24 protein-coding genes are annotated in these 24,137 nt (G+C 59.3%); 7 read left to right on the top strand and 17 right to left on the bottom strand.

Going from position 1 to position 24,137, the window contains the following annotated elements; genetic code table 11:
* Positions 1-303: 303 nt before the first annotated feature.
* From BC1002_RS32470 to BC1002_RS32460, 3 genes are read right to left on the bottom strand one after another with little or no spacing between them, the layout of a single operon-like run.
* Positions 304-741 carry a hypothetical protein gene (locus BC1002_RS32470; protein WP_013094214.1) on the bottom strand — a complete coding sequence of 146 codons (438 nt, stop codon included), beginning with the start codon at positions 739-741 and terminating at the stop codon, positions 304-306.
* On the bottom strand, positions 741-2,699 hold the full coding sequence (locus BC1002_RS32465; protein ID WP_013094213.1) for an RICIN domain-containing protein: 1,959 nt from the start codon (positions 2,697-2,699) through the stop codon (positions 741-743). The genes BC1002_RS32470 and BC1002_RS32465 overlap by 1 nt, the downstream gene beginning before the upstream one ends.
* A 17-nt stretch (positions 2,700-2,716) precedes the next feature.
* Entirely contained in the window at positions 2,717-3,361 is a 645-nt protein-coding gene (locus BC1002_RS32460) for an SCO family protein (RefSeq protein ID WP_013094212.1), read from the bottom strand.
* Between the two features lie 1,139 nt (positions 3,362-4,500).
* Between BC1002_RS32460 and BC1002_RS38115 the strand changes: the two genes are divergently transcribed.
* Positions 4,501-4,818: a hypothetical protein gene (locus BC1002_RS38115; RefSeq protein WP_157874839.1), complete on the top strand. Its 318-nt coding sequence runs from the start codon at positions 4,501-4,503 to the stop codon at positions 4,816-4,818.
* A gap of 190 nt (positions 4,819-5,008) precedes the next feature.
* Here BC1002_RS38115 and BC1002_RS32455 read toward each other — a convergent pair whose 3' ends face one another.
* Positions 5,009-5,230, bottom strand: coding sequence for a hypothetical protein (locus tag BC1002_RS32455; protein ID WP_157874838.1), 222 nt, complete (start codon positions 5,228-5,230; stop codon positions 5,009-5,011).
* A 43-nt stretch (positions 5,231-5,273) separates the two neighbouring features.
* Between BC1002_RS32455 and BC1002_RS32450 the strand changes: the two genes are divergently transcribed.
* Positions 5,274-6,359, top strand: a complete 1,086-nt coding sequence (locus tag BC1002_RS32450) for a glycosyl hydrolase (RefSeq protein ID WP_018434909.1) — start codon at positions 5,274-5,276, stop codon at positions 6,357-6,359.
* A 361-nt stretch (positions 6,360-6,720) separates the two neighbouring features.
* On the opposite strand, the gene BC1002_RS32445 is transcribed toward BC1002_RS32450, so the two are convergent.
* Positions 6,721-7,506 (bottom strand): COG4705 family protein, encoded by a 786-nt coding sequence (locus tag BC1002_RS32445; protein WP_013094209.1) that lies wholly within the window; start codon positions 7,504-7,506, stop codon positions 6,721-6,723.
* Positions 7,507-7,763: 257 nt separating this feature from the next.
* Here BC1002_RS32445 and BC1002_RS32440 point away from each other — a divergent pair, with 257 nt between their 5' ends.
* Positions 7,764-9,029, top strand: a complete 1,266-nt coding sequence (locus BC1002_RS32440; protein WP_013094208.1) for a tyrosine-type recombinase/integrase — start codon at positions 7,764-7,766, stop codon at positions 9,027-9,029.
* Between the two features lie 2,437 nt (positions 9,030-11,466).
* Here BC1002_RS32440 and BC1002_RS32430 read toward each other — a convergent pair.
* Positions 11,467-12,426 carry an SOS response-associated peptidase family protein gene (locus BC1002_RS32430; protein WP_013094206.1) on the bottom strand — a complete coding sequence of 320 codons (960 nt, stop codon included), beginning with the start codon at positions 12,424-12,426 and terminating at the stop codon, positions 11,467-11,469.
* Positions 12,427-12,857: 431 nt separating this feature from the next.
* Between BC1002_RS32430 and BC1002_RS32425 the strand changes: the two genes are divergently transcribed.
* The gene (locus BC1002_RS32425) at positions 12,858-13,373 is read left to right on the top strand and encodes a hypothetical protein (protein WP_013094204.1); all 516 of its coding nucleotides are present in this window, start codon (positions 12,858-12,860) and stop codon (positions 13,371-13,373) included.
* Between the two features lie 323 nt (positions 13,374-13,696).
* Here BC1002_RS32425 and BC1002_RS32420 read toward each other — a convergent pair whose 3' ends face one another.
* Positions 13,697-14,668: a LysR family transcriptional regulator gene (locus BC1002_RS32420; protein WP_013094203.1), complete on the bottom strand. Its 972-nt coding sequence runs from the start codon at positions 14,666-14,668 to the stop codon at positions 13,697-13,699.
* A gap of 52 nt (positions 14,669-14,720) precedes the next feature.
* Between BC1002_RS32420 and BC1002_RS32415 the strand changes: the two genes are divergently transcribed.
* Genes BC1002_RS32415 through BC1002_RS32405 form a run of 3 tightly spaced genes read left to right on the top strand, consistent with a single transcriptional unit; the run spans position 14,721 to position 16,968 of the window.
* A complete protein-coding gene (locus tag BC1002_RS32415; RefSeq protein WP_337999508.1) occupies positions 14,721-15,533 on the top strand; it encodes an SDR family oxidoreductase in 813 nt (270 codons plus the stop codon).
* A 28-nt stretch (positions 15,534-15,561) separates the two neighbouring features.
* Positions 15,562-16,515, top strand: a complete 954-nt coding sequence (locus BC1002_RS32410) for a zinc-binding dehydrogenase (protein ID WP_157874837.1) — start codon at positions 15,562-15,564, stop codon at positions 16,513-16,515.
* A 51-nt stretch (positions 16,516-16,566) separates the two neighbouring features.
* Complete coding sequence (locus BC1002_RS32405) at positions 16,567-16,968, top strand: limonene-1,2-epoxide hydrolase family protein (protein WP_013094200.1); 402 nt, start codon at positions 16,567-16,569, stop codon at positions 16,966-16,968.
* A 429-nt stretch (positions 16,969-17,397) separates the two neighbouring features.
* Here BC1002_RS32405 and BC1002_RS37005 read toward each other — a convergent pair whose 3' ends face one another.
* From BC1002_RS37005 to BC1002_RS32355, 10 genes are all read right to left on the bottom strand, one after another.
* Positions 17,398-17,937, bottom strand: a complete 540-nt coding sequence (locus BC1002_RS37005) for a lysis system i-spanin subunit Rz (RefSeq protein ID WP_083788767.1) — start codon at positions 17,935-17,937, stop codon at positions 17,398-17,400.
* A complete protein-coding gene (locus tag BC1002_RS32395) occupies positions 17,927-18,229 on the bottom strand; it encodes a phage holin family protein (RefSeq protein ID WP_013094198.1) in 303 nt (100 codons plus the stop codon). The genes BC1002_RS37005 and BC1002_RS32395 overlap by 11 nt, the downstream gene beginning before the upstream one ends.
* 11 nt (positions 18,230-18,240) lie before the next feature.
* Positions 18,241-18,693, bottom strand: coding sequence for a D-Ala-D-Ala carboxypeptidase family metallohydrolase (locus BC1002_RS32390; RefSeq protein WP_013094197.1), 453 nt, complete (start codon positions 18,691-18,693; stop codon positions 18,241-18,243).
* Positions 18,694-18,776: 83 nt separating this feature from the next.
* Positions 18,777-19,070, bottom strand: coding sequence for a hypothetical protein (locus tag BC1002_RS32385; protein WP_013094196.1), 294 nt, complete (start codon positions 19,068-19,070; stop codon positions 18,777-18,779).
* Positions 19,067-20,368 (bottom strand): phage head spike fiber domain-containing protein, encoded by a 1,302-nt coding sequence (locus BC1002_RS32380; RefSeq protein ID WP_013094195.1) that lies wholly within the window; start codon positions 20,366-20,368, stop codon positions 19,067-19,069. The genes BC1002_RS32385 and BC1002_RS32380 overlap by 4 nt, the downstream gene beginning before the upstream one ends.
* Before the next feature lie 3 nt (positions 20,369-20,371).
* Entirely contained in the window at positions 20,372-20,641 is a 270-nt protein-coding gene (locus tag BC1002_RS32375; protein WP_013094194.1) for a spike base protein, RCAP_Rcc01079 family, read from the bottom strand.
* Between the two features lie 42 nt (positions 20,642-20,683).
* On the bottom strand, positions 20,684-21,172 hold the full coding sequence (locus tag BC1002_RS35825) for a DUF4376 domain-containing protein (protein WP_013094193.1): 489 nt from the start codon (positions 21,170-21,172) through the stop codon (positions 20,684-20,686).
* Positions 21,173-21,184: 12 nt separating this feature from the next.
* Positions 21,185-22,330 carry a carbohydrate-binding protein gene (locus BC1002_RS35820; RefSeq protein WP_013094192.1) on the bottom strand — a complete coding sequence of 382 codons (1,146 nt, stop codon included), beginning with the start codon at positions 22,328-22,330 and terminating at the stop codon, positions 21,185-21,187.
* Positions 22,327-22,980 (bottom strand): baseplate wedge 1 family protein, encoded by a 654-nt coding sequence (locus BC1002_RS32360; protein ID WP_013094191.1) that lies wholly within the window; start codon positions 22,978-22,980, stop codon positions 22,327-22,329. Before BC1002_RS32360 ends, BC1002_RS35820 begins: the two co-directional genes overlap by 4 nt.
* Positions 22,977-24,122, bottom strand: a complete 1,146-nt coding sequence (locus BC1002_RS32355; protein ID WP_013094190.1) for a baseplate J/gp47 family protein — start codon at positions 24,120-24,122, stop codon at positions 22,977-22,979. Before BC1002_RS32355 ends, BC1002_RS32360 begins: the two co-directional genes overlap by 4 nt.
* Positions 24,123-24,137 lie beyond the last annotated feature (15 nt).

Below are 24,137 nucleotides of genomic sequence, written 5' to 3'. Positions count from 1 at the left end.
CTCGAATTAAATCGTCTTATCGTCTACACAGCTTCCGCTGGACCTGGCGCAGACTTCTAATTTTTCCGCATCGGATATATTGCGCCAGCAAACAGACATCAAGTTATTCATACGAGACGCAGTCATAGCCTATCTGACGGCTTGCCGCACCTCGGTACGCTGCCGCACGTTGTCATTTTTTTTCGCCGCAACGGCACACTCGATTCAATCGCGGACAGTCCGACAGCCCAGCGCGCTGCGAAGTACTCGCGATGTTGCGCAATTGCGAACCATATGCGCCAATTTCGCGCGACCGCAAAGGTGTTAGGGCCTCGTCACGAAATGCCAGAGCGCCGCACACTCGGTATCGGAAATCCGGTAGTGAGGCATGGCTTTGCGCAACAACACGTTGGCTGGATCGATGCCTTCTCTCAGCGCCCTGCAGAACGTTGCCTGATCGTAACTGCTCGCCGGACCGTCCCTTCGACTCTTCGCAGGAAACAGGTTGCCGGCGCTCAATGGCGGCGCGAATGCGTCGGCCGCGCCGGTTTGCGCATGGCAGTTGGCGCAACGAGTGGTCGAGCCGGGCAGCAGATGATCGTCGTCGCGCAATTGCGCCGCGACCGAATGCTGCCCGTTGAAGATCGCACACCCGAGATCGCTCGCCTCGCAAAGCGGCGCGGCGTGCACCACATACGTGATGCTCGCCAACCCCAGCATCAGCGCCGCTCGCGCCGCGGTTCGCACTGGCAGCCATGTCATCACTGGATCTGCACCGTGCGAGAAACGCTAGGCACGCCCTTCGCGTTCAGGCCGAACAGCATGTAGTAGCCGGGCACGACGACACCCGGCTCGGAAGGAATATTGATCAGATATTCGCCCGCTGTCCCTACCGTGAAAGTTACGGGAACCCGCCGCTGCTCATTGTTGACCGAGTGGGTCGACGAAGACATGCGCATCAACGCAAAAGCCGTGATGCCACTGCTGCCCGTTACTGCAATCGATGTACCGAGCTGGGCCGTGGTGGGCGCGGCTGTGAGGGTCGGTCGTGTCGCCGCCGAGCCGTCCGCATTGAGCAGGTAGGGCGGCGTGAGTATTTCGAGGTTCGTGTGGTTTGTCGAGCAGCTTCCGCACAGTCCACCGCCACCACTCAGTACGCGACCGTCAGCCAGCAGCAGCGCGATGCTGTGATAGTTGCGCGGCACGGCTTGCGGCGGGAGTACCGAGAACGTCTTGGTGGTGGGGTCCCACAACTCTGGCGCCAGCACGCCGGTGTCGTCCGAGAACGGTTGCGCGAACGCCTGTCCACCTACGACCACCACCTGGCCGTTCGGCAATACCACGCTGTTGTTGAACGCGCGGCGGTAATTCATCGGCGTAAGCGTTTGCGTCACCGCGGTGCCGCTGCTGATGTCGATTAGCGTAGCGTCCGAAGTCGCGTTGGATTGCTCGTAGCTCGGCGCACCGCCAACCGCCAGGATCTTGCCGACGTCGTACATCACGGCGTTGCCGTTCATCGCGTCGGTATCGCTGCCCCGGTTACCGGCAGGTGTCACGGAGCCCGCGCCAGCCGTATCGAACCAGTGCATGGCAACGCTGGGACCCGCGTGAAAAACACGCCCATTTGCCACTGCAAACAGCCATGCGTGATTGTCGGAGCGGAAAATGCCAGCTGCGTCATTCGTCAGGATATAGTCGGCGAGAATCGCGCTATTGACCTGCCAACCTGTACCTGGTGACCAGGTTTCGCCTGTCTTGCCGCCCTCGCCTCCGTTCCACGAACCGCCCACCAGGAATACGTTGCCGTTGCTCAACGTTGCGCTACCCTGGTAGCCGCGCGGAATTTTCATTAGAGGACCTGTCGACCACTTTCCAGTGGAAGGCGTGTAGAAACTCGTTGCATCGCTGCTCGAGCCACCGGTGACGTAAATGCGGCCATCGGGAAGATTGACGATGCCCGGGCAGAACATATCGTGGCCGGTATTCGTCACGAGTACCTGTTTGCTGGTGCCGGTCGTCGGATTGAAGATCGCGGTGTACGTGTTGCCGGGTGTCACTTCGCCAGACGTAAAGTCGAGCTTCTTGTCAGAAGACCACACTACCACGGTGCCATCGGGAAGATTCGCCGCAGCGGCGGGCACGATCGACAGGTTATAGGGCGTCGTCCACTTCGCCGGCAATGTTTTCGCGGTCATGCCGCTGATTTGCCACGTCTGCAGCGGGCCGCCGCTGCAAGGCTGCTGCGTGATCTGCGAGCCCTGCGCGGTGAGACTCGCAACCGCCAGGCACAAGTTGCTCTGCGACGCGACGATTGCAAAGCCGCCGCCTTGCGGTATGAGTTTGAAGCTTTGATTCGCCTGGCCATTGCAGGTCCACTGGTCCGCTCCAGCGCCGGCGTCGGTGCTGACACCGAAGATGTCGAGGCAAAGATTGCTGTTGACGTTGACGAACTGATAAAGGCCGTTGTTCTGCGTCAGCGTCCAATGCTGGTTATTTCCACCATTGCACGTCCACTCGATAACCGAGGCGCCGGGCGTTTTCGATTCGGCGTTCACATCGGCGCACAACGTCGTGCCGTTAACGGTGAGCGTGCTGGACGTCTGCGCGTCAGCCGCCGTGGAGAACATTGAAAGCGCCGGCAATAATGCGATTAGCAACAATGCTTTCACGCACCTGTCGAATAACTGCGAAATGACCCTAAGCGATTGTTTTTGTGACATGGCCTCAGTCCAGTAGATTACACACGCCCTAATGCGCCCAGTACTTCGCAAACTTCATCCGCGCGGGGTAGGTCATCGCTTCGCCAGCGCAACATTGCGTTAGCGTCGAAGCAGTAGATTTGGGTCGAGTGGTCGGCAATGTTGCCGAGTGGCAAGGTGCTGCCCGAAAGCGTCGTGCGTATTCGGTCGACGTCCTCCAACGTCGGCGTGGCCGCCCGCCATTCGGGTCCGGCCTGGAAGCGCTTGAGCCATGCGTGCAGCGCGGGCGGCGAGTCGGAAAGCGGATCGATTCCGATCGACACCAGCTGAATCGGATAGCGGTGCTGCAACTGCGATATCCGTTGCTGAACGGTGCTGAACAGCGCACCTTGCAAAGGACAAACTGAACTGCATCCTGTGTAAATCGTCTGCAACGCAGTCACTTTCCGATGCAACAGGTCGGTTAGCAGCAGTTTCTGGCCGCTTTGATCGATCACCCAGAAGTCGTCGAGACGAATGGGCGGCGTGACGAGTCCTACGCTTGCGTGCTGCGCGTATAGCGGAAAAGAAATGCCGGCTAACGCGGCGGCCGATACGCCACGCAGCAGCGCGCGGCGCCTCGGGTTTCGGACCGGCGCGCACGCGCGCAACTCCGCGCGACTCGGCGCGTGTCGATGGAACATGACTGTGATCTCCCGCAACGTGTAACGGCCTACAAAACCATTCGTCGCCATCTTTTATTGCGTGTTACCCGCGCGAAAATGCGCAGGCGTCGCTCGACGGCTGCGTTCGCTCTCTGCTGGCGAATCAACGGCACTGGTGAGCGTAGCAGGGAAACTTCCGAAAAATGACAGCGTCTGGCCCGCGACTTGCGCCGTTTTGTGAGGTCGGCCACATAATCCCCACGCTTCAAAAACTGAGTGTTTTAAGAAAGCCGCAGCAAAGGCCTTTGGTGATCTGCAGATCTCGAGCCGCCTGCCGAATCAGTGAAGGCCGTGGCAGAGGAGATGTCGCGAAATCGAATGCGCGCCCGTTTTCATCGTCGAGGGACAGACAGCGAAGCGAGTGTCCATATGCGACCGGTGTTCTGTCGGCTTCGAGTTCTTCGCGATAACGACGAGCGATTGCGCCGTGTTTCGCTCGCGACGATAACCGCGGCTAAATTCGCATTTCGCGATTTATCTGATGCGGCCCGGACGGCGGGTATAAATACCCCGACGGATATCTTTCTTTCTAAAACCATACTAACGGGTTCAATTAGGTTTTCAGTCATCCGCCAACAGCTAGATATTGGCAGAAAGAGCTATCCGACCCCTGTCTTTAGGCGCCAAGTAACAACTTTGTAACGGTTATTCTGTTGTCTGGTGAATTCGTCAGTAGAGCGTGAGAACGCCTTGGGATAAGCGCGGGAAGGGAGGAGGGCTCCCTCACCGATGGGCTCCCATATCACAAATCTCGTTGTTACGCTTAGTTACGACCGTCGGGGCAATTTTTGTTCCATTTCTGTATCATCCGTTTCGTCAGATCAGTCAGGGAAAACCAAGGGTCGATTTTGATTCGATCAGTATAACTTCGCAATTTGCGACGAATCACTAATCTTCCTTTAAATGATGAACGTGGGTTTTTCGGCGCATCGCATTAAATCTGATGATTAAATTTGATTAAATGCACCAGATGAGTCCCAGGCAACGGGCGACCTTGACAAAAGCGGATCATTAATTATCTGTACTCCGTGTTGTTGCGTAATTATTTCGTGGCGACGTCCTTATCACGCGAACGCTGTTCGTTTTAGCGGCCAGATTTGATCGGCCTTGATAGACAGATGTCCTCTTTCAGCAGACTCTCTCCAAGACTAAAACCGTCATTTCATCAACTTCCTCAGATCGCAAAAACCGTTTCAGTGCTTGCATTTACCGCAGGAATTCTAAGCCTTGCAGGTTGTGGCGGTGAAACAAACGATGAGGGCAGCACGCAGTCCGTGACTGCCAACTCCTCCCTCTCTGCAAACCCAGTCGCGAACGCGGCTACGGATGCGTATAGCAACGGCGTAGTGCCCAGCAACAATGGTTCGCCGCCGGTTCAGGCGAACGGTCAGCCTTATAACCGCGCCGTGATTCAACGGGCGGGACAAGGCGATTGAGCCGTTTCGCGACGATCCACACGAAACCCGCGTATCCCTCGCAAGACCATTTTCAATCGTGATGTCAGCGACAGTTGACTCACGTGTTGACGTGTTTGCGTTACGTATGCCATCGCCACATGAACTGATGGTCATCGGCAAACGTAACGCCTACGTTCTCGGACCATCCCCCGTAAGTAGCAATTTATAGCTAAGCCATGAAACTCAGACTCTGCTCCTTATTCACCGTTTTAGCCCTGTTGTGCGGACAATCGATGCCTGCGTTCTCCAAGTCATTCTCCAGGGCACATTGGGGCAACGCCAACAGCACATCGACAACCGCAGCAGCCACCACATCTGCCGCACCCGCCACCACATCCACACCCACCACCACATCCGCCCCGACCACCACCGCCGCGAGCGCCACTGCCACTCTGCAGCCGCCGCCCACCGGAAGCGGAAACGACCGCTTTGCAATGGACGTGAACTGCAATCTCTGGAGCGGGGATCAGACGGCGCTCAACGAGTGCTCAAAGGACCTGGACCTGATTGCCGGATTGGGCGTCGGTACCGTCCGCCTCGGCGTTTCGTGGGACTTCATGACGCTGGCCGATGGCAGCACGCTGGACCCCAATAAAGTGGCCTTTTTGAAGGGGCTTCTGAACGCCGCACGCACGCGCGGCATGAAGATTCTTTTCGAGGTTGGCATGTACGCGCCGTCAAGCGCATACCAATGCTCGGCCACCCAGAATCCGCCGAGCGGCTCGTCGCCGCGACTCGACTTCTGCGACGCGACGTTCACGAAGTATCTCGGCTCGCTGATGGACGTCGTTCTGCCCTTCACGGCTGACATCGAACTGTTCAACGAGACCAACTGGTCGTTCTCCGCGTCGGACCCGTCGTACGGCGATCCGAACGGTATTTCCGGCTACATTCTGAATCGCAGCAAGACGCTCTATTCGGAAGCCAAGCAGGTCCTGAACACGAAGAGCCAGTCGGGCTACAAGACGGTTCTGCATACTCAGGGCATCTCGTACTTCTACAACTCGGCGTATCCGAATAACGGCTGGCAACCGCCAGCAGGCAATGAGTTGATCCAGGCGACCGACTACATCAATGCCATGGGCAACAACACGAAGAGTGCTTCCAGCCCGTTGAACACCACGATCGATGTCGTCGACGTTCACCCGTACTTCGGCAGCGCCGAGTACAACACGCTGGTGCAGGCATTCATGACCACGGTGTCGAACCTCGTCAGCAGCGGCGCGAAGCCGATCTGGCTGACCGAGACCAACAATGGCACCAACGGTACGGACGCCGGACAAACGGCCGCATTCAACCAGTTGAAGCTTCTGATGAACAACGGTTCGGTGGCAAAGGCGTTCTGGTATGTCGTGCGTAACGGCGATCCGAGCAATGGCGAAGGCGACGGCTATTCGATCTACGACTTCAACCGTAACCTGATTCGTCCGCAGCTTGCAGCCGCGATTCAGGCCTACACGGCGACGATTCCGAGTTCGGAACGCTTCCTGTCGGGTTCTTATCTGACTCCGATCCAGTAAGCCTGCCTGCAGTAACCCATGAATGAAGGGAGCGCCGACCTTGGCGCTCCCTTCTTTTTTGCCGTTTGGAGACGCGCTGTGTGCGATCGCGCACGCGAGGCGTGCAGATTCGTCCGATTGCGGACGACTCGACTCAGCGGCGTGACTTTCTTCTTTTCTTCGGCTTCGGTGGTGTGAGTGCGGCGCTCCAGAATGCGGAGGCCGCGCGCTTGGCCGCCGCGGTCGTTCGTACCCGCGCTGAGTTCGCAACGGTATTGGCGCCGCTCAACCACATGCTCAGAAACGGGTTCTTCTTGGTCCAAGGATTCTTCATGTCGGCCTCGATAGAAGGGATGTCTAGCGGGCGAGGCTCTTCGCTCTACTACCGCATCGCTCGCCCAGCAGGACGCTGCGGTAACAACACCACACACAGTGCCATGAACGAAACCAGAATCACCGATGCATAGAGCCGGCTGATCTCGAGCCCACCTTGAGAAACGGGTTTGTCGAGCAGATCCCCCAAGGTCGCGCCGAGCGGACGCGTCAGGATGAACGCCGCCCAGAAAATGGCGGTTCGCGACAGCCGCGACCAGTAATAGAGCGCACCGACGATCAGCAGACCTGCACCGAAGATCAAAGCGCCGTTCTCATAGCCGAGCCCCAGTCCGCCTTCGTCCGATCCCGCCACCCAATCGCCCAACGCCGTACCCAGTGTCTGCGAAAAGAGGATCGTCACCCAATAGAACCACTCGGCTCGGGGCGTGGTTACGCTCTGCACTGACACCGTACCTTCCGATTTGTACCAGATGCCCAGGCTCGCAAGCAGAAGCGCGAAGACGATCATGACACCGCCCGGATAGCCAATTCCGACGGATCGATCGAAGAAGTCGGCCAGCGTGGTACCGAGCGTGGTCGTTGCGACGATGGTCGCCCAATAAAGCGTGGCATTGAACCGCTCCGCCCTGATCTGCCCTGCGACCAGCGCAATAAAAATGACTGCAAAGATCCCGGTGCCGATCAGATAGCCCAATTTGAGTGACATAGTCACCCAATCGCCGCCCGTTTCACCAAGTGTCGTGGCGGCGATTTTGATGATCCAGAAGCCCAGCGTGACCTGAGGGACTTTGCTGACTGCATGCGCGCGAATTTGCGATTGGCTGCTATTCATGTGAGGTGCTCACTATTCTCGTGGCTTGAACATAGTCTCAACCATCGCAGAACAACTCTTAACAGACCCTTAAGGCCATCAACGAATCAGTGCGGGTCAGCAAGGATCAAGCTTGCAACCAAACCCATGATTTCACAGGGGATAATTGAGTCGCACAGGAACAAGATGGATCAGTAGATCAAGCGGCAGAATGGTAGCTAGACTGGTAGCTGGGGCGCTCACATAATCCGCGTGCGAACACTACCAGGTAAATCAAAATGTCACGCAAGCATCACGCTTTAGACGAGTTGCAACTGCGCCGATGGCTCGCTGCCGGCGAACCTGTCGCCAAAGCTGATGGGGACGGCCTCACCTTTACCCTCTCCGACACCCGCGCGGCAACATGGATACTGCGATACAGCCGTGGCTCCCGCCGGCGTGAAATGACCCTTGGCAGCTATCCCGGACTGACGCTCTCGGAGGCTCGAAAGAGGACCCGCTTCTATCGCGCGCAAATCGACGCAGGCGAGGACCCGGCCACCAATCGCAAAGTTGAGAGGGCGCGGGTCCGAGCGGCCATCACGGTCAGCCAACTATGTGATGACTTCGAGGAAAAGCGCTATCCCCACCTGGCCGCAACGACCATAGAGTTGTACACGTGGCTTATTGCGACACTCGTGAAACCGGCCCTTGGTTCCCTCGACGTGCAAGTTGTACGTGCATCCGATGTGGTCTACATGATCGAAAGCAGCGGCCGACCGTGGTCGACCTGCCAGCAACTGTTGGGCATCACGCGCGGAGTGTTCGCGCACGCAGTGGGCAAACGGCTTGTTGACGCAAATCCTGTCGCTGGCATCGACCTTACCGCGATCAAAGGAAAGCGGCCCCCCAAGCGCGCGCGCGTCATGCTGATGAAGGAGGAACTGTCTCACGTGCTCGCGGGACTCGATGACAAGCTCGGTAGGCGCGATGCGTTGATGTTCAGGGTGCTGCTCGCAACTTGCGTGCGTCAGTCTGAGCTCCTGCGGGCAAGGAAAGTGGCGGTCGATCTGTCCCGCGGAAGTTGGTATGTCCCGGCCGAAACTGTCAAGACAAGAGACGCGTTCCTCGTGCCACTTGCGCCGCTCGTCGTCGAATGGATGCGGGAACTGATCGCAATGGCCGGCGATTCGGAATGGCTTTGCCCTGCCCGAAACACCCACAGCAAGACCGGCCGTGTCGGCCGCTGCGCGCTACAAAGCTCCTTGCGTGAGGCATTCAAGCGTAACGACTTCGACGTTCGCCGCTTCACGCCGCACGACACCCGCAGCACGGCGAAAGGTCACCTGCGAAACCTCGGTTTTTCCCGCGAGATCAGCGAGATCGCGCTAAACCACAAGCTGCCAGGTATCGAAGGGATTTATGACGTGCGCGAGGAGATTCCTGAACGGCGTGCGGCCATGGAGGCGTGGGCCCGGTTCATAGAGGAATGCTGCACGGGCACGCCGGCAGCAGCAGAGGTGGGTTCAAACGTTGTTCCTTTCAGGCCGCGTAAGATCGCCTGAAGTGTAAAAGTCGGAACCCGATGTGACAGTACCGATCAGATTGGGTCCCACACGTTTCGAGGCAAGGGGCTGCAACCGACCCACTTCTGCCTGTCGACCCGTGGCGGTTCCAAGGGCCGGTGTCTGAGCACAACGGCCATTTCCTGGTAGGGTGCCGTTGGGCGAGGCCACCGATATGAAAGTGGCGTTTCGACCGAGGCGCCCAGCGACTTATGTTCGGAGACCATCTACCATGGCCCCGGCCGCCCGAACATCTCTCGCAAGATAAGTGCGGTAGGTAACATAGGCACGTCGCACTTTCGAAATCGTAACCTATCATTTTCTGACCGAATCACTTTCGAAAACGAAACAGCCTGTTTCATTCTGCAGTGTTCAACGTGACCTCGCCGTGCGAAAAGCCCGACCAGAGGAGGACGGGGTCTTCGTGTATGGCACATGGTCGCCCATTTGTGTTGATCTCTGTTCCAGCACGGCAAGTGATGAGACGTTATGCCATCGGATTGCAGGTTGAAATCTCGACGATGCAAACGTTCAGCAGGGTATATGCCGTTTTAAGACTGAACCTTTTGCTCCGATCGCGAATTATCACGCCGCGCTCTTGGCTACCGCAGAGCGTGATCTCAGGGGTGAGATAGACGTAGTAATGCTAACGAATAATGTTGTAGATCCATTTCCATCAATTCTTGATTTTCTTCCTTTGCAGTCATCGCTCTATGAAGAAGATGGTGCAAAGGATTTCATCAATCGGAGGATGCCATGGCAGGGGCAAGTGGAAGCGACGAGGATATGGTGACAGGGCGCGTAAATCGAGCAGAGGGCCTGACAAGACTTTGGGCGCAGGTGCCCCCCGGGCAGCCAAACTTTGGCGGACCTGCGATCTTTGTCGTGGAGGTGGCACGCAACAAAGACGACGATGCCGATTATGGCGACGGAGAGACCTTCACCCCCGCTAACGCATGCGACGGACTTGTGGCCGTAGGTTGGAGCGGAATCGGTGCACCGGGCACCGGTGCGGGAGTGGTAGGCAAAGGGGGGAGAAACCAGGGTGCCGGTGTGATCGGATTCGGCAGCGGCACCAAAGATGAAGGCGGATCTGGCGGTATCGGTGTCCAAGGTGTCGGTGGCTCGTCCAACCAGGCTTATCCCGGACCAATCGTTCCACCTGGTGCCGGCGTTGTCGGGCTAGGGGGGGCGAACGTCACACTCCAAAATCGCGCCCGTCTTCCGCACGCTCCCGGCGTCATTGCAATGGGTGGCGCGCAGGAGCCAGTGCCTGAATTCACAGAGACGGGTGGTGTAGGCGTGTGGGCAAAGGGGGCGGATGCGGACGCGGCTATGCAGACGCCGCTCGATGAAAACGGGATTGTGACGCCTGGCCCTGACGTCGTGGTCGGACCTCCTGGTCCGGAGGCTGGCGTATTTGCGCGTGGTGGTGTGTCAACCAACCTGGCCATTTCCAATCTCGCTGCGGCGGGGGTAATTGGGCTGTCAGGGGGCATGGTGCCAAACCCGAGTATCGGCGAAACGGGGGGCATTGGCGTCTTCGGCGCCGGGCCGACCGGAGTGCGTGGTCAGGGCGATGTCGGCGCCGGAGTCCATGGTGTTGGTCACGGAAATGAATGTCGCGGAGGACAGTTCGAATCGGCTCATGCAGCCCAGTTGCGGCTCACTCCGCAAAAGTCGAAGGGCCCATATCCAGCCACTACAAATCACCAAACCCAGGCCATCGCTAACGGACTACGGGGGACTATGCGACTACCGAAGGACGGACAAGGCGGCGACCTGCTCGCCCTGACGAACGACGCTGGATTATGCACCCTGTGGTTTTGTGTGAAAGGTGGTAACGGCACCCCGGCGCGATGGGCTCAGGTGCTACTCGGCGACCCTTTTGATGGCATCGCCTAGACGCTAAGCCTTCATCTCTGCCGTTTTCCAGCGGGTAGGTCGACGTCGGGGCGTGGAATTTTGAGTCCAGAAAAACGAAGCGCCGGACATCGCGTACCGGCGCGTTTCATACAGGACACGTCTTCAGACGTATCTACTAGGACCGCTCAGTCCTGCGGGATGCTCGCTGGCTCTTACCGAAGCCACGCGAGCGGCTTACATAGCAGTGGTCAGAGTCAGTATTCAAAGGCATTCCCTCCAAGGTGAATTTTAGAAGTCAGCATGCGTTGCATCAGGAGGACACGTCTCACAGGGCGCCGCAGCCAAGGGACGGCGTGCGGCCGTCATATGTGCGCTGTACAGCAGCGCGGCGCTGACGCCCGGGGGTGAGACGCATCCCACACACGTCTTCTCATGATCGAAGACGCCCTCGGCGGCTGCTCCAACTACTTCAACGATTTGCCGCCTCAAGGAAAATGTAAGGTATTTTCCACGAAGGAGAAATTAGGCAAGTTGTCGCGCGGCACGTTGTCGTCATGCCGAACTTCGCCCCTCATGCGGCGAGTCGGTGTTCGTAGTACGGCCGCTCGCGATCGTCCAGGATCGCATGGAGCGCTGCGAGATTGGCCGGATCGGAGTTCAGCCACGCGTCGACATTCTCAGGTTTGATCGGCACGATGCAGCGGTCATGCCCCGCCGCGGCCACCTCGGGCGGCGGCTCGTCTGTGATCGCAGCAAACGACAGAAGGTCCGGCTCGCCAGGCGCAGTCCAGCGCGACCAGAGACACGCAACGAGCATTTCGCTGCCGGCACGCGGACGGAATTCAAGGACAACGTTCTCGTCCTCCTCGCCCTCCTTCAGCTCGCGCCCCTCCATCTTGGCCCGGCTGACATTCTCATAGAACGCGGACACGACCATCACGCCGTGCGAGTATCCGAATAGCTGCTTCCAGAATCCCTCAAGATTGTCGCGGCGCGCGTTGTATGTTCCCGGAAACTTGGTGTCGTAGAACGCGGGCTTGCCCGCAGGCCGGCACTGATAACGCATCGGCTTGATGACCCGGTGCCCGTCCTCGATGACCATCACCGGCGCATAGACGCCGGGGAAAATGCGCGAATCCCGATCCTTCAGCTCGACCCGCCGGATGTCATCCAGACGGCGCCGGGCCGCGTCGATCTTGTCGGTTGCGATGCGCTTGCTTTCTGTGGCCGCCTTGGTGGTTTTGGTCTGTAGCGCGCGTTCCGCATCCGCGAGCCGCGAACGCTGTTTGAACAGTTCCTGCTCGAGCGCTGCGGTCTGTTGCAGATTGAACTCGTCGATCAGCGTTTTGATTTCGCGTTCGATTTCATTTTGCGGGTCGGCGAACGCCGCGTCGACGGCCTTGGGAATCTTCACCTTCTTACTTTTCGAGCGTTCGAAGTACAGCTGCGCGAACTCGCGGAGGCCGATGTCCGCGCCGAACTCCTTCACATACTTGCGATAGTCCCCTTCTATTTGTGCCGAGTAGCACATAGCGCCACCTCACTTTTTGAGATGGCTCCATGATACTGCCGCCGAACCTAGCTATACTGTATATCCATACAGTATCACGCGGCCCATGTCTCACATCCGCTACCCTGACGCCGCGACTGACCGCCCCTGCCGGTTCTGCGAGCATTGGGGCGGCGACATTGCGGGCGGATCCCATGCCCTGTGCGTGCGGGGCGGTGCTTGGCAGGTCCAAGCGAACCCCGAGCGCGGGTGCGTCTATTGGATAAGAGCCGTCGGCACCGACGACGACGCGACTCCAAGCGATCCAGTGAGCATAAAAAAGGTGTGGCGTTAGTCACTTCGGGGCAGTCGGTTTCCAGCTGCACCGGCAGCTTGCGAGCAGCTTTCCTCGTCGATAGAATCGTTCCCGTTACAAATTGTAACAACCATAAATCCACAATACGGGGAAACAAATGAAAAAAGCGACATTGGGGGCTCTCGTCTGCGTCGCCGCACTCAGCGGCTGCGCATCTATCGTCGGCGGAACGAATCAGGTCGTCTCCGTGCAGACCATCAGGTCCGGAGACGAACTCGCCGGCGCTGCGTGCAAACTTGAAAACGACAAGGGAACGTGGTTCATCAAGACGCCCGGATCGGTGACGATCCACCGAGCCTACGGCGACCTGAGTGTGAAATGCGAAAAGGATGGCGTTGATCCAGGCATCGCAACCGTGAAGTCGAGCACGAAGGGCATGGCCTTCGGCAACATCCTCTTCGGTGGGTTGATCGGCGCTGGCGTCGACATGAGCACCGGCGCCGCATACGACTACCCCGCGCTCATTACCGTCAGCATGGGGTTGACCACGATCATCGAACCGCCGAAGAAGCCCGACGATCAGAAGGCCGCCGCCAGCGATGCATCAGCGGCCGCTGGCCCCACCCTTGCCGCAGCGAAAGACTTGAAGCCAGTTGCAAACACTACGAAGTAATCAAGTCACCGGCGCGAGGCTCACAGCACTAATAGCCTCCCGCCGGTATGCCTGCAGGCTCAAGCAGAGCGCGGATGCGCGTATTGGGTGCGGGCCACGGGTGCGGACGACGGCGAAGAAGACGCAAAGCCGCACCCCGCAAAGCGGCAGAAGCTGTGTCTGACGGTGTCAGGCCGTCCGTCTCAGTTCGGCCAATAGCCGCCCTTCGCCCATTCCGCGGAGCAGTCATTCGAATGACTGCTTCGCCATAGCGAGCGGCCGCTGATGATTCACACGTGATTGTCAGCTCCGCGGCGATCGCACATGTCCATGAGAGCGGTGATTTATCTTTTAGCATTGCCTATACGCCGGGGGAGCGCCACGCGCTTTTCCGGTCTCGCATCGAAGCTCTGCGCATAGCCGAGCTGTCGAAAATTTTCGATGACGAATTCGATGAACACGCGTGTTTTGGCCGGCAAGAGCCGCCGGGAAGCGTAGTAAAGCGAGATCGTTCCCGCGTCCGAGTGCCAATTGGGCAGCAGCCGCACGAGCTTGCGGTCGGCCAGATCTGGCAGCACGTCGGGCAACGCCAGCATTGCGACACCCAGACCAAGCCGGGCCGCCTCGCGCATGGAGGCAGGATCGTTCATCACGATGTCTTCGTTGATGGCGGCTGCGGCCTCTTCGCCATTCGGTCCCAGCATTGTCCATTTTCTAATGCGGCCCGTGGCCATACCGCGCATCACCACGCCGCGCAGGTTCCTGAGTTCGTCTGGATGCGAAGGCAGGGCGACATCGCGGAGATAGCCGGGGGACGCCACCGCGACGATATGTGCAGGCGCAAGCGCGCGTGAAACGACCCCTGGCGTAAGTTCGAAGCCGCCGCCTATCGCGAGATCGTAGCCCTCGCGCACGAGATCGACCTGTCTGATTTCGAAATGCCACTCTGGCCGCACGCGAGGATAGCGCCGGAGAAACTCCGGCAGTAGCGGCAGGATATAAGCAGGACCGAGCGTGGGACTTAGGCTGACTTTCAGCACGCCTGCCGGTTCCGCAGCGCCGGACGATGTCTCTTCGATCGCGGACTGCAAGGAATCGAGGCTTGCGCCGATCGAGTCGAGAAAGCGCTCGCCGGCTTCTGTCAGCGTGATGCGCCGCGTCGAGCGCTGCAATAAACGCACGCCGAGATTGCGTTCGAGCATCGCGACATTCCGGCTGACCGCAGCGGGCGTCAGACCGAGCCGACGAGCGGCTTCGGAGAAGCTCTGCAACTGCGCGCTCTTCACGAAGCTTTCCAGATTAGCGAGCGTTTCCATCGAATTTCAACGATTGGTTGAAGATGGATCAAGTCTAAACCATCTAATCATCATGCGATCTTCGGTCTATCTTTGCACCCATGCAATCAACCAACCGGAGCAAACCATGAATACCCAGACTCTTCCTCTCGCCGGCAAGGCCGCTCTTGTGACCGGCGGATCGCGTGGCATCGGTGCGGCGATCGTGCGGCGGCTGGCCCGCGATGGCGCGTCCGTGGCCTTCAGCTACGCGGCATCGGCGGACCGGGCCAACTCGCTGGTCGCGGAAATCGAATCGAATGGCGGCCGCGCTGTGGCGTTCAAGGCAGATCAGGCCGTCACGCACGAAGTTCAGGAACTCGTCACGCAGGCGCACGCCGCGCTCGGCCGACTCGATATCCTCGTGAATTCAGCGGGCGTGTTCGTCACCGGACTGGTCGGCGACGCATCGACCGATATCGATGCCTTCGATCGTCAGCTTGACGTCAATGTGAAAGGTGTCGCGACCGCCGTGCGCACCGCGGTGCCGCTGCTCAACGATGGCGGGCGCATCGTCTCCATTGGAACGACGGGCGCCGTGCATATTCCCTTCGCGGGCGTTTCCGATTACGTCGCCAGCAAAGCGGCCGTTGCCGCCTACACGCGCGGCTGGTCGCGCGATCTCGGTCCGCGCGGCATCACCGTCAATCTGATTCAGCCGGGCGCGATCAACACGGAGATGAACCCGGAAGACGGCCCGTTTGCCGAGACGCTGAAGGGTATGGCCTCGCTGGGTCGCTATGGCAAGCCCGAAGACATCGCTGCGGCAGTGGCGTTTCTCGTCGGCCCGGAAGCTTCCTATATCACCGGCGCGACGCTGAACGTCGACGGCGGTCAATCCGCCTGAGGAGAAAGACATGGCACAGGTCGTCCGCATGCATGAGATCGGCGCGCCGGATGTGCTGCGCGTTGAACAGGAGGAGCTCGGACTACCTGGTCCGGGTCAGGTTCGGATAACTCAAGACGCGATCGGCGTGAACTTCGTCGATACGATGGTCCGAAGCGGCGGTTATCCGGTCACGCTGCCCGCCATTCCAGGCTTCGAGGGCGCGGGCACGGTGACGCATACCGGTGCCGACGTGAACCGTTTTGCGTCGGGCGACCGCGTCGCCTATTTCTTCGCGCTGGGGGGCTATGCCAGCGAACGCCTGATTTCCGCCGATGCGCTCATCAAGCTTCCGCCGGACATTTGCACCTTCCATGCGGCGACGTTTCTCGCCAAAGGACTGACGGCCTGGATGGCATTGCGTGCCCTGCATCCGCTTCGAGCGGGCGAGACCGCGCTGATCGTCGGCGCGTCAGGCAGTGTGGGCAGCATCCTGTCGCGATGGGCGAAGTCGCTCGGCGCGACGGTGCTGGGCGTGGCCGGCTCGCGCGACAAAATGGCGAAGGTGCGCGCCGGAGCGCATCACGCGTTCCATGCGGGCGATCCGGCCATCGCGGATAAGGTTCGTGCCGTGGCGCCCGACGGCGTCGATGTGGTCTTCGATCTGGTCGGCGCTGCCACTTCGGCGCTCGCTATGCCGCTCGTGCGTGACGGTGGTGACATCGTTGCGATCGGCGCCGCCTCCGGCAATGCGTTCGACGAATCGGCCGAGGCTGCGCGGCGCGACGTTCGCATCAGGCGCGGCGGCACGCCTCAGTTCGTGCACGCCGGGACCATCGACGCCGCCTCGACGGAACTATTTTCGCTGATGCGCGCCGGCGCCTTCGACGATATCGATGTCGCGCATTTCGAACTGGCAGATGCTGCCTCCGCGCATCGTGCCGTTGAGGCGCGATTGCTTTCAGGCATTGCGCTTCTCGTGCCCGGAGCCGTGTCTTTCTAAGGAGAACTGGCGCACTTTTCAGGCTCAATTTCAATCAGGGATGTCTCGATCATGTCATCTGAAGCCACTCGCATCGCTACGGAGTTCTTCTGTCACTGGAGTGCCAATCGTATCGATGAAGCGCTCGCCATGCTTGCCGACGACGTGCTGTACGATAACGTTCCGTTTCCGAAGATCGTCGGTCGCGAGAATGTCAGGGCGTTCCATGCCGACTTCGGGATCGGCCGCATTTTCACGGTGGATTGGCAGGTCACGCAGATTGCGGCGTCGGCCGATGTCGTGCTGAACGAGCGCGTTGATATCTTCCATCATCAGAACGGCGGTGCAATCACGCTGCCGGTGATGGGTACGATCACAGTGAAGGAAGGGAAAATCACCGTCTGGCGCGATTACTTTGATCCGGGCGACTTTGATCGGCAGTTAGCGGCGGTCTTGAGCAGAAACAAGAAATAAGTATTTCTTTGAAGATCGATTACTCGTAGCCAAGGTCGCTGATTCGCCTGTCCTTAGCGTCGGACTCACCGTAGACGTAGTCGCTCACGACACGGTGCGTGCCAGCGTTTGGTCATGCCGATCGGGCCGAACGGCAATACGGAAAGTCTCGAAGCAAAACCGTTGGCTTCCGTCCAGCTGAGTGATTTGCTGATCTCTTGACCGGAACGTTTTGACTGGGCAGAGCCGGCCATGAGGTGACGTTCGGCCGAAATGACGGCCGCTTTACTCTGTTAGCCGCCCTTGGATAACCGAGAGCGCGACCGACGGAAACGGGTCGTTGTCGGCCTTCCTCAAGAACGGATAGGCCGCATGCGATGTGATCCGACCGTGACTATCAGATCACGCCCCGACCTATACAGCTAAGCACGGGTGCGGCGGCAGACTTGACTAATCTCCGGCGTGCGACCCGCAAACGCGCTGTGCTTCGCGCGCGTACTCCTGCAACGCAGTCAGTTTTAGAATAGCGCGGTCACCGTCGCTGGTGATACCGAGAAGAGCGTCAGCAGCCGATCCGTCAAGTTCGGCTGTTCCGGCTCCATCAGTTCCGCCGGCGGTGGTGCCAGCACCGGGCGCGCCGCCGCTACCGGCTGAAGCTGTGCAACTGGCGGTTGCGATGCGCAGCCGGACATCGCCAGCACGCACATCGGCCCGTAGAGCATCGATCGTCTCTTGAGCATTGATTTGTTCCGTTCGATATTGTTGTTCGACCACGGCGACAGCGGACGCTGCGCGCGCGGTTTCTGCCTGCGCCGCGACGGCCGCCGAGGCGACGGCATCGGATATGGCTTTCAGATCGGCTGTGTGCTGCCGGTGGGCGCTCGCAAGGTCCGCCCGGGCGTCCGCAAGTTGCGCGCGGTGATACAGATGCGTCACGCCACCCGAGACGAGCGCAGCCGCGATCAACGCGATAGCGGTCTTATTCAGCATCGCCGTCCTTGCCGTGAAACTTTCCAAGAAACTTCTGCGCCATCGCTTCGAGCGCCGACTGCCCCAAGATGCCGAACGCAGAGGCAATCCCCACCAGTGCCGTCGGCGGCATGTCCTGAAACACCATTAGCACCGCGCCCGCACTAGCCGACAGGCCGGCGCCGACAATCATCCGGCCCACTACCAGGCGCAAGGACATGGGCTCGCCGCCCACCATGAGCTTGCCCAAGCCAATCACGGCGCCGAGGCCAAAGAGAATCACCAGTTCCTTTTCATGCTCGTTCAGTTGCATTGATCCTCCAGTTATGCAATACCGTTGGTGTAGGTCGTTCCGCCGACGCCGAAGTTGGCAGTCAGCACTTGCTGCCGCGCCTTCTGCCCGCCCGGCGCGAGCCCGATGTGAACCCACGTGCCCTCCTGTATTAACTGGTCGAACGGGATATTTGACGCAGCGATCTTCCGGCAGATTTCGAGCGGACTGCCGAAGCCCGGACAAATGAAATCGGCGGCCAGCCCTGTCATGTGCGCGCTGTTCGCCGCGCCGCCGACCGCCGTGTTGAGCGCGGGCGATCGGTAGCCCGACGACACCAGCACTGGTCGCGAGCAGAGCAGCGCTCGCACCTGCTCAAGCGTCTGCGCGGTACGCGTCAGGTTTTCGACGATCGCTGGCGATGGCGTGTTGTCGATTCGGCGCCGCGTTGCGGTCTCGCTCTGCGTCAGTTCCTCGAGTGTGAAATGGTCGGTAAGTCGTGTCATGCAGATATCCCAAAAGGAAACGGCCGCACGCGGCGGCCGTAAACGAAAAAGCCGCCCGAAGGCGGTCTGAAAGAAAACGGGCTCTAAGCCCACACGCGCAATGGCGCTTTCGGTGGATCGATCACAAACCCGGCGAGCCGGCTGCGCTCATCGTCGGACAGTGGCCGGCTCATGCGGAGGTTCGCGTGCCAACCAGGCAGGGTTGCCGCTTCACCTGTTCCGGTGAAAATGGCGAGCTCGCCGATGACGTCCAGTTGCATCCCGTCGCTGGGTGCATACTCGCCTCCGTCCAGAGACTCGATCAGTCTCGCCGCAAGTAAGGCCTTGTGCAATCCGTCGGCAGTCGGCGCACGCAGATAATAATCGTGGAAAGTCATGTAAGCCTCGTCAGGTCGGACAGTGCTGCATCGTCGAACCGGCGCGGCCAGTACTTAGCCTCGCGTGCCCAGATACTCGAGATAGACGTGCCGCGCCTTGAACCGATAGACATCTGTGTGATCGTGACTGGAACCGGGCGCATGGCAATCGATGCCTCGCCGTTGATCGAGGTCGACGCAACACTCCAGTCTCCGGACCATGCGATCGCGATCCGAACCCTGTCGCCCTCTCCCGCCGTTACGCCGAGCGACGTTGCATTGTTGCCGACGTACGACCACATCGCCCCCGTTCCGACTGCCTTGTAGATGCTGACTCCGATGTTGGTGCCATCGTCCAGCGAGATCAGGCACGCACTGCTCGCGGTCGCGACGCCAACGAAAACGGCATCGATGAGCAGCGTGCCGTCACCAGATTCGAGAAAGTCCAGGTTGCTTGTGGTCAGCCGGTCGAGGGCGCGCGTCGCAGCCGTCGAAGTCGTCGGAATATGGCTCGTCGCAAATCCGGCCTGCTCAAGCCGCGAGCCGCCGTGATACAACCCGGATACCCCATCACCCGGATACGTGATCGAGTCGCCGTTCTGCAGATAGACTGCCCCTCTGATCGTGGTGGCGGTCGTGACTGTCCCGGTTACGCGCAGCTCAACCCAACCGTCACGCAGCGGTATGGACCGCGCCCTGACGAAGGTCCAGTCTGGACCGCCCGCACCTTGCGTAAGTACGGCCCCACTAACCAGATCGAATGAGGCACCACAGTAGCTATCCCCGCTGCGCATTTCGACATACGCCTCGGTGCGTTCCCGACGATAAAGACGACTCGACCAGGTAAAGGTGCGGTAGGCTGATGTCGAGACGGCCACGTCTTGATACACACAGTGGGCAACGTCATCCCCACCTGCCGCCTCAACAATACGCCGCGCAAGACTCACCCCGTCCGGGCCGACCGTTCCATCGGTCATCACCTCGACGTTCAGCGGCGTCCACAGCTCCGCGGCATCTGAATTGCGCAGCAGATTGGTGTGCGATTCCTCGAGGAGGAGCCCCCTCAGCTCGCACGTATGCGAATCGTGATCGAAGCGGGCAATGTTGCTGGCCACCGACTTTTGCCAGCCATTCGCGCCAAAATACTTTGCTGTCGAGGCGCGCGTAAACGTCCAGTCGGCCGGGATGACTGGGTTCACAAGAAAATTAAGGTCAAGCGTTGGCGCATTCGGGTCAGGTGGCTCCGGCGGTGCTGGCACGGCAGCGCGCGCAAAGGACGCAAAGCACTGCGCCGGAAGCATCAGGTTTGCTCCGATCATGGGTCAGTCTCCGGCAATGCAGGTCCCGGTCGTGCCACTCGCATATACGCGCGACACGCGGATCGGATGCCAACCTTCAGCCAGCGTCACGGTGATATCTGTGCCGCGAAACGTCTTCAGATGGAACTCGCCTGCCGTCGTCACGCATAGTGCCCGTGAAACGAACGGCATGTCGTTATCGTCATCGGGCGTCACTTTCCACAGATCAAGCAGGCTATCGAGACCCGTCCCGCTGTGCGGGTACCGGTCTACCGCCTTCTTCATGCTATCCATACATAAGTCCTCAACGTAACTTCAGAGAAACGCTTGCGCGGATCAGGACCAGACGATTGCCTGCGCAGCATCAATGGTTGTTGCTTCTGCGACGGCCTTCTTGAGTGTCTCCAACTTCTGAAACGCTGCCCATCCCCGCGTGAGCAGCACGCTGTAAAGGCCCTGAAGATCCTCGAGGGTGAATGGCTCCTGCGTGTTATCGGCGGCCACCCAATAGAACCCGGGCGGCGTTGCGCCAGCCATGCCGAAGCCCTGCGAGGCCTGCATCAGCCTTGTCTGACTGTCGGTGTCACCTTGAAACGTCTGCGTCACCCCGGCCTTGCTCGTGTAGCTGACCGCCTGTTGGATCGCGACGGTGTAGTCCGTGGTCAGAGCAGCAATCCGTGCTGCCTTGATCTGAGCAAGCGTTAATACCGGCGTCGTCGCGATCTGGGAGAACTGATCAGCCGCAATTTCCGTCGCCCCTTCGGGAACGAGATCCGGATCGTCAAACCCTGCGACTTCGCCGTTCGGTAGTTGATAAAAGTTCATGCGTGGATTCCCTCACGAATTGCGCCGAATGAGAATTCGGCCGGTCGCGGCAACGGGAAAAGTTACCGTCCCCAACGAAGTCCACGGAGTCGTGGTATCGCCAACTGTATTGGTGCTTGGTTGCGCCTGCCAGAAAGAGGCCATCACGTCTGAGGAGGTTCCGAGCGAAGCAGAGATATATGACGCACCATGCGAAGTCGCGGTTTTGCTAATGGTCTTTGTTGAAAGAAACACTTTTCGATAACGAATATCAGCTCCCCCAATGCCGAAGCCGCTCGAGTAGTTGCTGTTGGCAAGGGGCGTGTTTGACGTGTTGTATAGTTGCTCCCACACGAAATAGTTCGTATAGGACGTATTGTTCGGGAGTAGATACGTTCCCAGCTGCGCACCAGTATTTCCTGATAGTTGCATCTCTATCTCATACGACTGGTTATCGCCGCACCCGATATGCAGCGGAACAGCCGTGGCGGCAGAAATGTCGATGTATGCGGCCTGACCGATAGCAAGCACGATATCGGACGAAGCACCGGTGTTGTTGAGGGGGTTGGCAAGCAGGTTGTCGGAGTTGATGTTCACGCCATCGCCGTAGATGAGCGTGGTCGCGCGTGACGGACACACGGCGCCCAGGCCTGACGCGGTCTTGCACGTGACCGTGAAATTCCCGGTCGTGTTGTTCCTGACCTTCCAGTCTTTCAGCCACGTCGGAAAAATGATCTGCACATTGCCCGTCAGCGCTCCCGACAACACGATGCGGCTTTTCGCGGCCTGCCTTGGCGTGAGCGTGACGTTAGCGTTCGTGAGGCCGGTGATCGAAGTCACTCCATAGTTGTAGAGTGGCCCCCACGATGCCGGCATATTGTCCGGCCGATCACCGCTTGTGTGTTGAATCGCCTGATACAGCAGGCCGTCGTGCTGCACGATCGCGCCTTCTGGATAGTCGTCGGTTTGCGACCACTCAGACACGCCGCGCTGCATGAAGTAGCGCACCGCGCGATCTGTGCGAAGGCCCAACGCGTTAAACCACTCCATCGGCGGCTTGCCGCCTGTGCGATCGAACGCCTCGCCCCACCCCCGCAACATGTTCGGGAAGTCGGCCACTTCGCCCGGTTTTGCGCCCTCGGCAAATACAAATTCATCCGGGCGGTCAAAAATGATCATAAAAGCCTCGCAAATGTACCTTCATTGAAACCGAATCCTCCGACACTGCCATTGAATCCGAAGGGTCTCGGACCAGTGACCACATAGAACGCCACGCCCACCCCTACGGGCCTGGGCAAGATATCGAGGTGTTGAACGGCGAACAGTTCGAAGCTGGAAACGTTGGTTGTTTCGACAACGACAGAAATCGACATGTCGTAGCCGTCGAAGACCTCGGCCGCGCCGTTGAAAATGAAATCCAGCGCATCCAGGAGATCGGGGATGGTCCCGATCATGTAGTTCTTCGTGATGCGGCAACGGATCAGGAAGCGGTAATTGTCGTCGTCAAGGACGACCGATTCCGCAAGTGATCTCCCGTACCGGTAGAAGGTGGCCCCACCCATACCGTCGCGTTGGAAGCCGCCACCGTCCAGCGATTCGAGAAACGCGAAAAATTCGCGTGCGACCATATCTGGAATAACGCGTGACTGGCCGACATGCTTGCCCACAAGATCGAGGTTGGCGCCCTCGGCATTGTCTATGTCAAGTGCTTCGGGTAACTGGGCGATGCCGCCCCATGCACGTCCGATCTCATCGCTAATGAGTTTCGCAGTGGCGACAGCGCGCGGCTTGCCTTTGTACTGCCAGATTAGCAAACGCTCGTAGCTCATAGGACGATCACCTCGATGTCCTCGGCAAGGAAACGCGCGCGCTCACGCACCCCGATCGGGAGGTTGTGCGACACCAACTGATCGCCGACGAAGCCAATTTTCAGCACATCCACGGAGAACCCGGCGACGGTGTTGATCGGGGTGAAGAGCCGGGATAGTTTCACGTCGTCGCCCATCGCGATTGAGTACGCCGCAATAGCCTTCTTTATGCCCTCTTCGTCGACTCCTTCCACGCCACGATTGCGCTTGACCTCTATGTAAGCTGCGCAATCGATGATCTTCGTGCGATCAAACCAGACTCGCCGGGGACGTCCTTTCCCGTCGAATGCCATCCGCTCGACGTCGCCGAGCATGTCGGTGCCCGCGGTCTTGTTGTCGAAGATGATCTGGGCAATCGCGTCAGCGTCGCCCCCATCCACGATCACATTAATACTGTGTGGCGGAAGGCCGTTTTCATCGGTGACGCTGGTGAAGTTCTCCAGGCATAGCACATCGCGCACGTCTGGCAGTTCTCCGATTTTCGCTTCGATACCATCGGCAGAGTTCTGTGCAGCCCTCGCGCGCGAGCGTGCGAACCTTGTGCGCAGCTCCGGATCGAGTTCCTCGGGCTCGCCGACCTCTGTCTCCGCAAAGGTGGTGGCTGTTTCCCAGCCGTTCACAATCGTCTCGATGCGCAGTTGCGTGTCGATCGCGTTCTTGAAGTTGCCTCGCTCCTCGCTGCGGAAATCACCGCGCCCCGCGCCCGCATCGTTCAACGTTACATCCGTCAGCAACAGCCATCGCACGCGCCGCGGATCAGAAACCACCACGCCGGCCGGAATCGTCCGGTGTGGCGTGCCGAGCAGAATCACACTCGGCATCCGGCTGTAGCGTGAGCCGCGCCGTCTGAGGCCTGCATACGCGACCCGCTGTTCTAGCCATTTACCACCGGCGTAGTCCGGATCCATTGCGCGGTAAATCACTGCGCCAAGCTCGTTGATGTCGGCCAGTCCCTGTGCAAACAGCCCGATCGCCTGGCCGTCCGGGCTGTCCGGACTCAGGTCGATATCTTCTCCATAGATACGTCGAAGTCCCGCCTCCAGACGCGCGAGAATGGCGTCGAGCCGCTCGGCGACGTAGCCCTGCGGTGTGAGTTGCCCCATTGATTGTCCCGCTCG

It is taken from the genome of Paraburkholderia atlantica (genome assembly GCF_000092885.1).
Taxonomy (GTDB): domain Bacteria; phylum Pseudomonadota; class Gammaproteobacteria; order Burkholderiales; family Burkholderiaceae; genus Paraburkholderia; species Paraburkholderia atlantica.
Note: the sequence above shows the minus strand (reverse complement) of the source record. Positions and strands in the feature narration are given on the sequence as shown.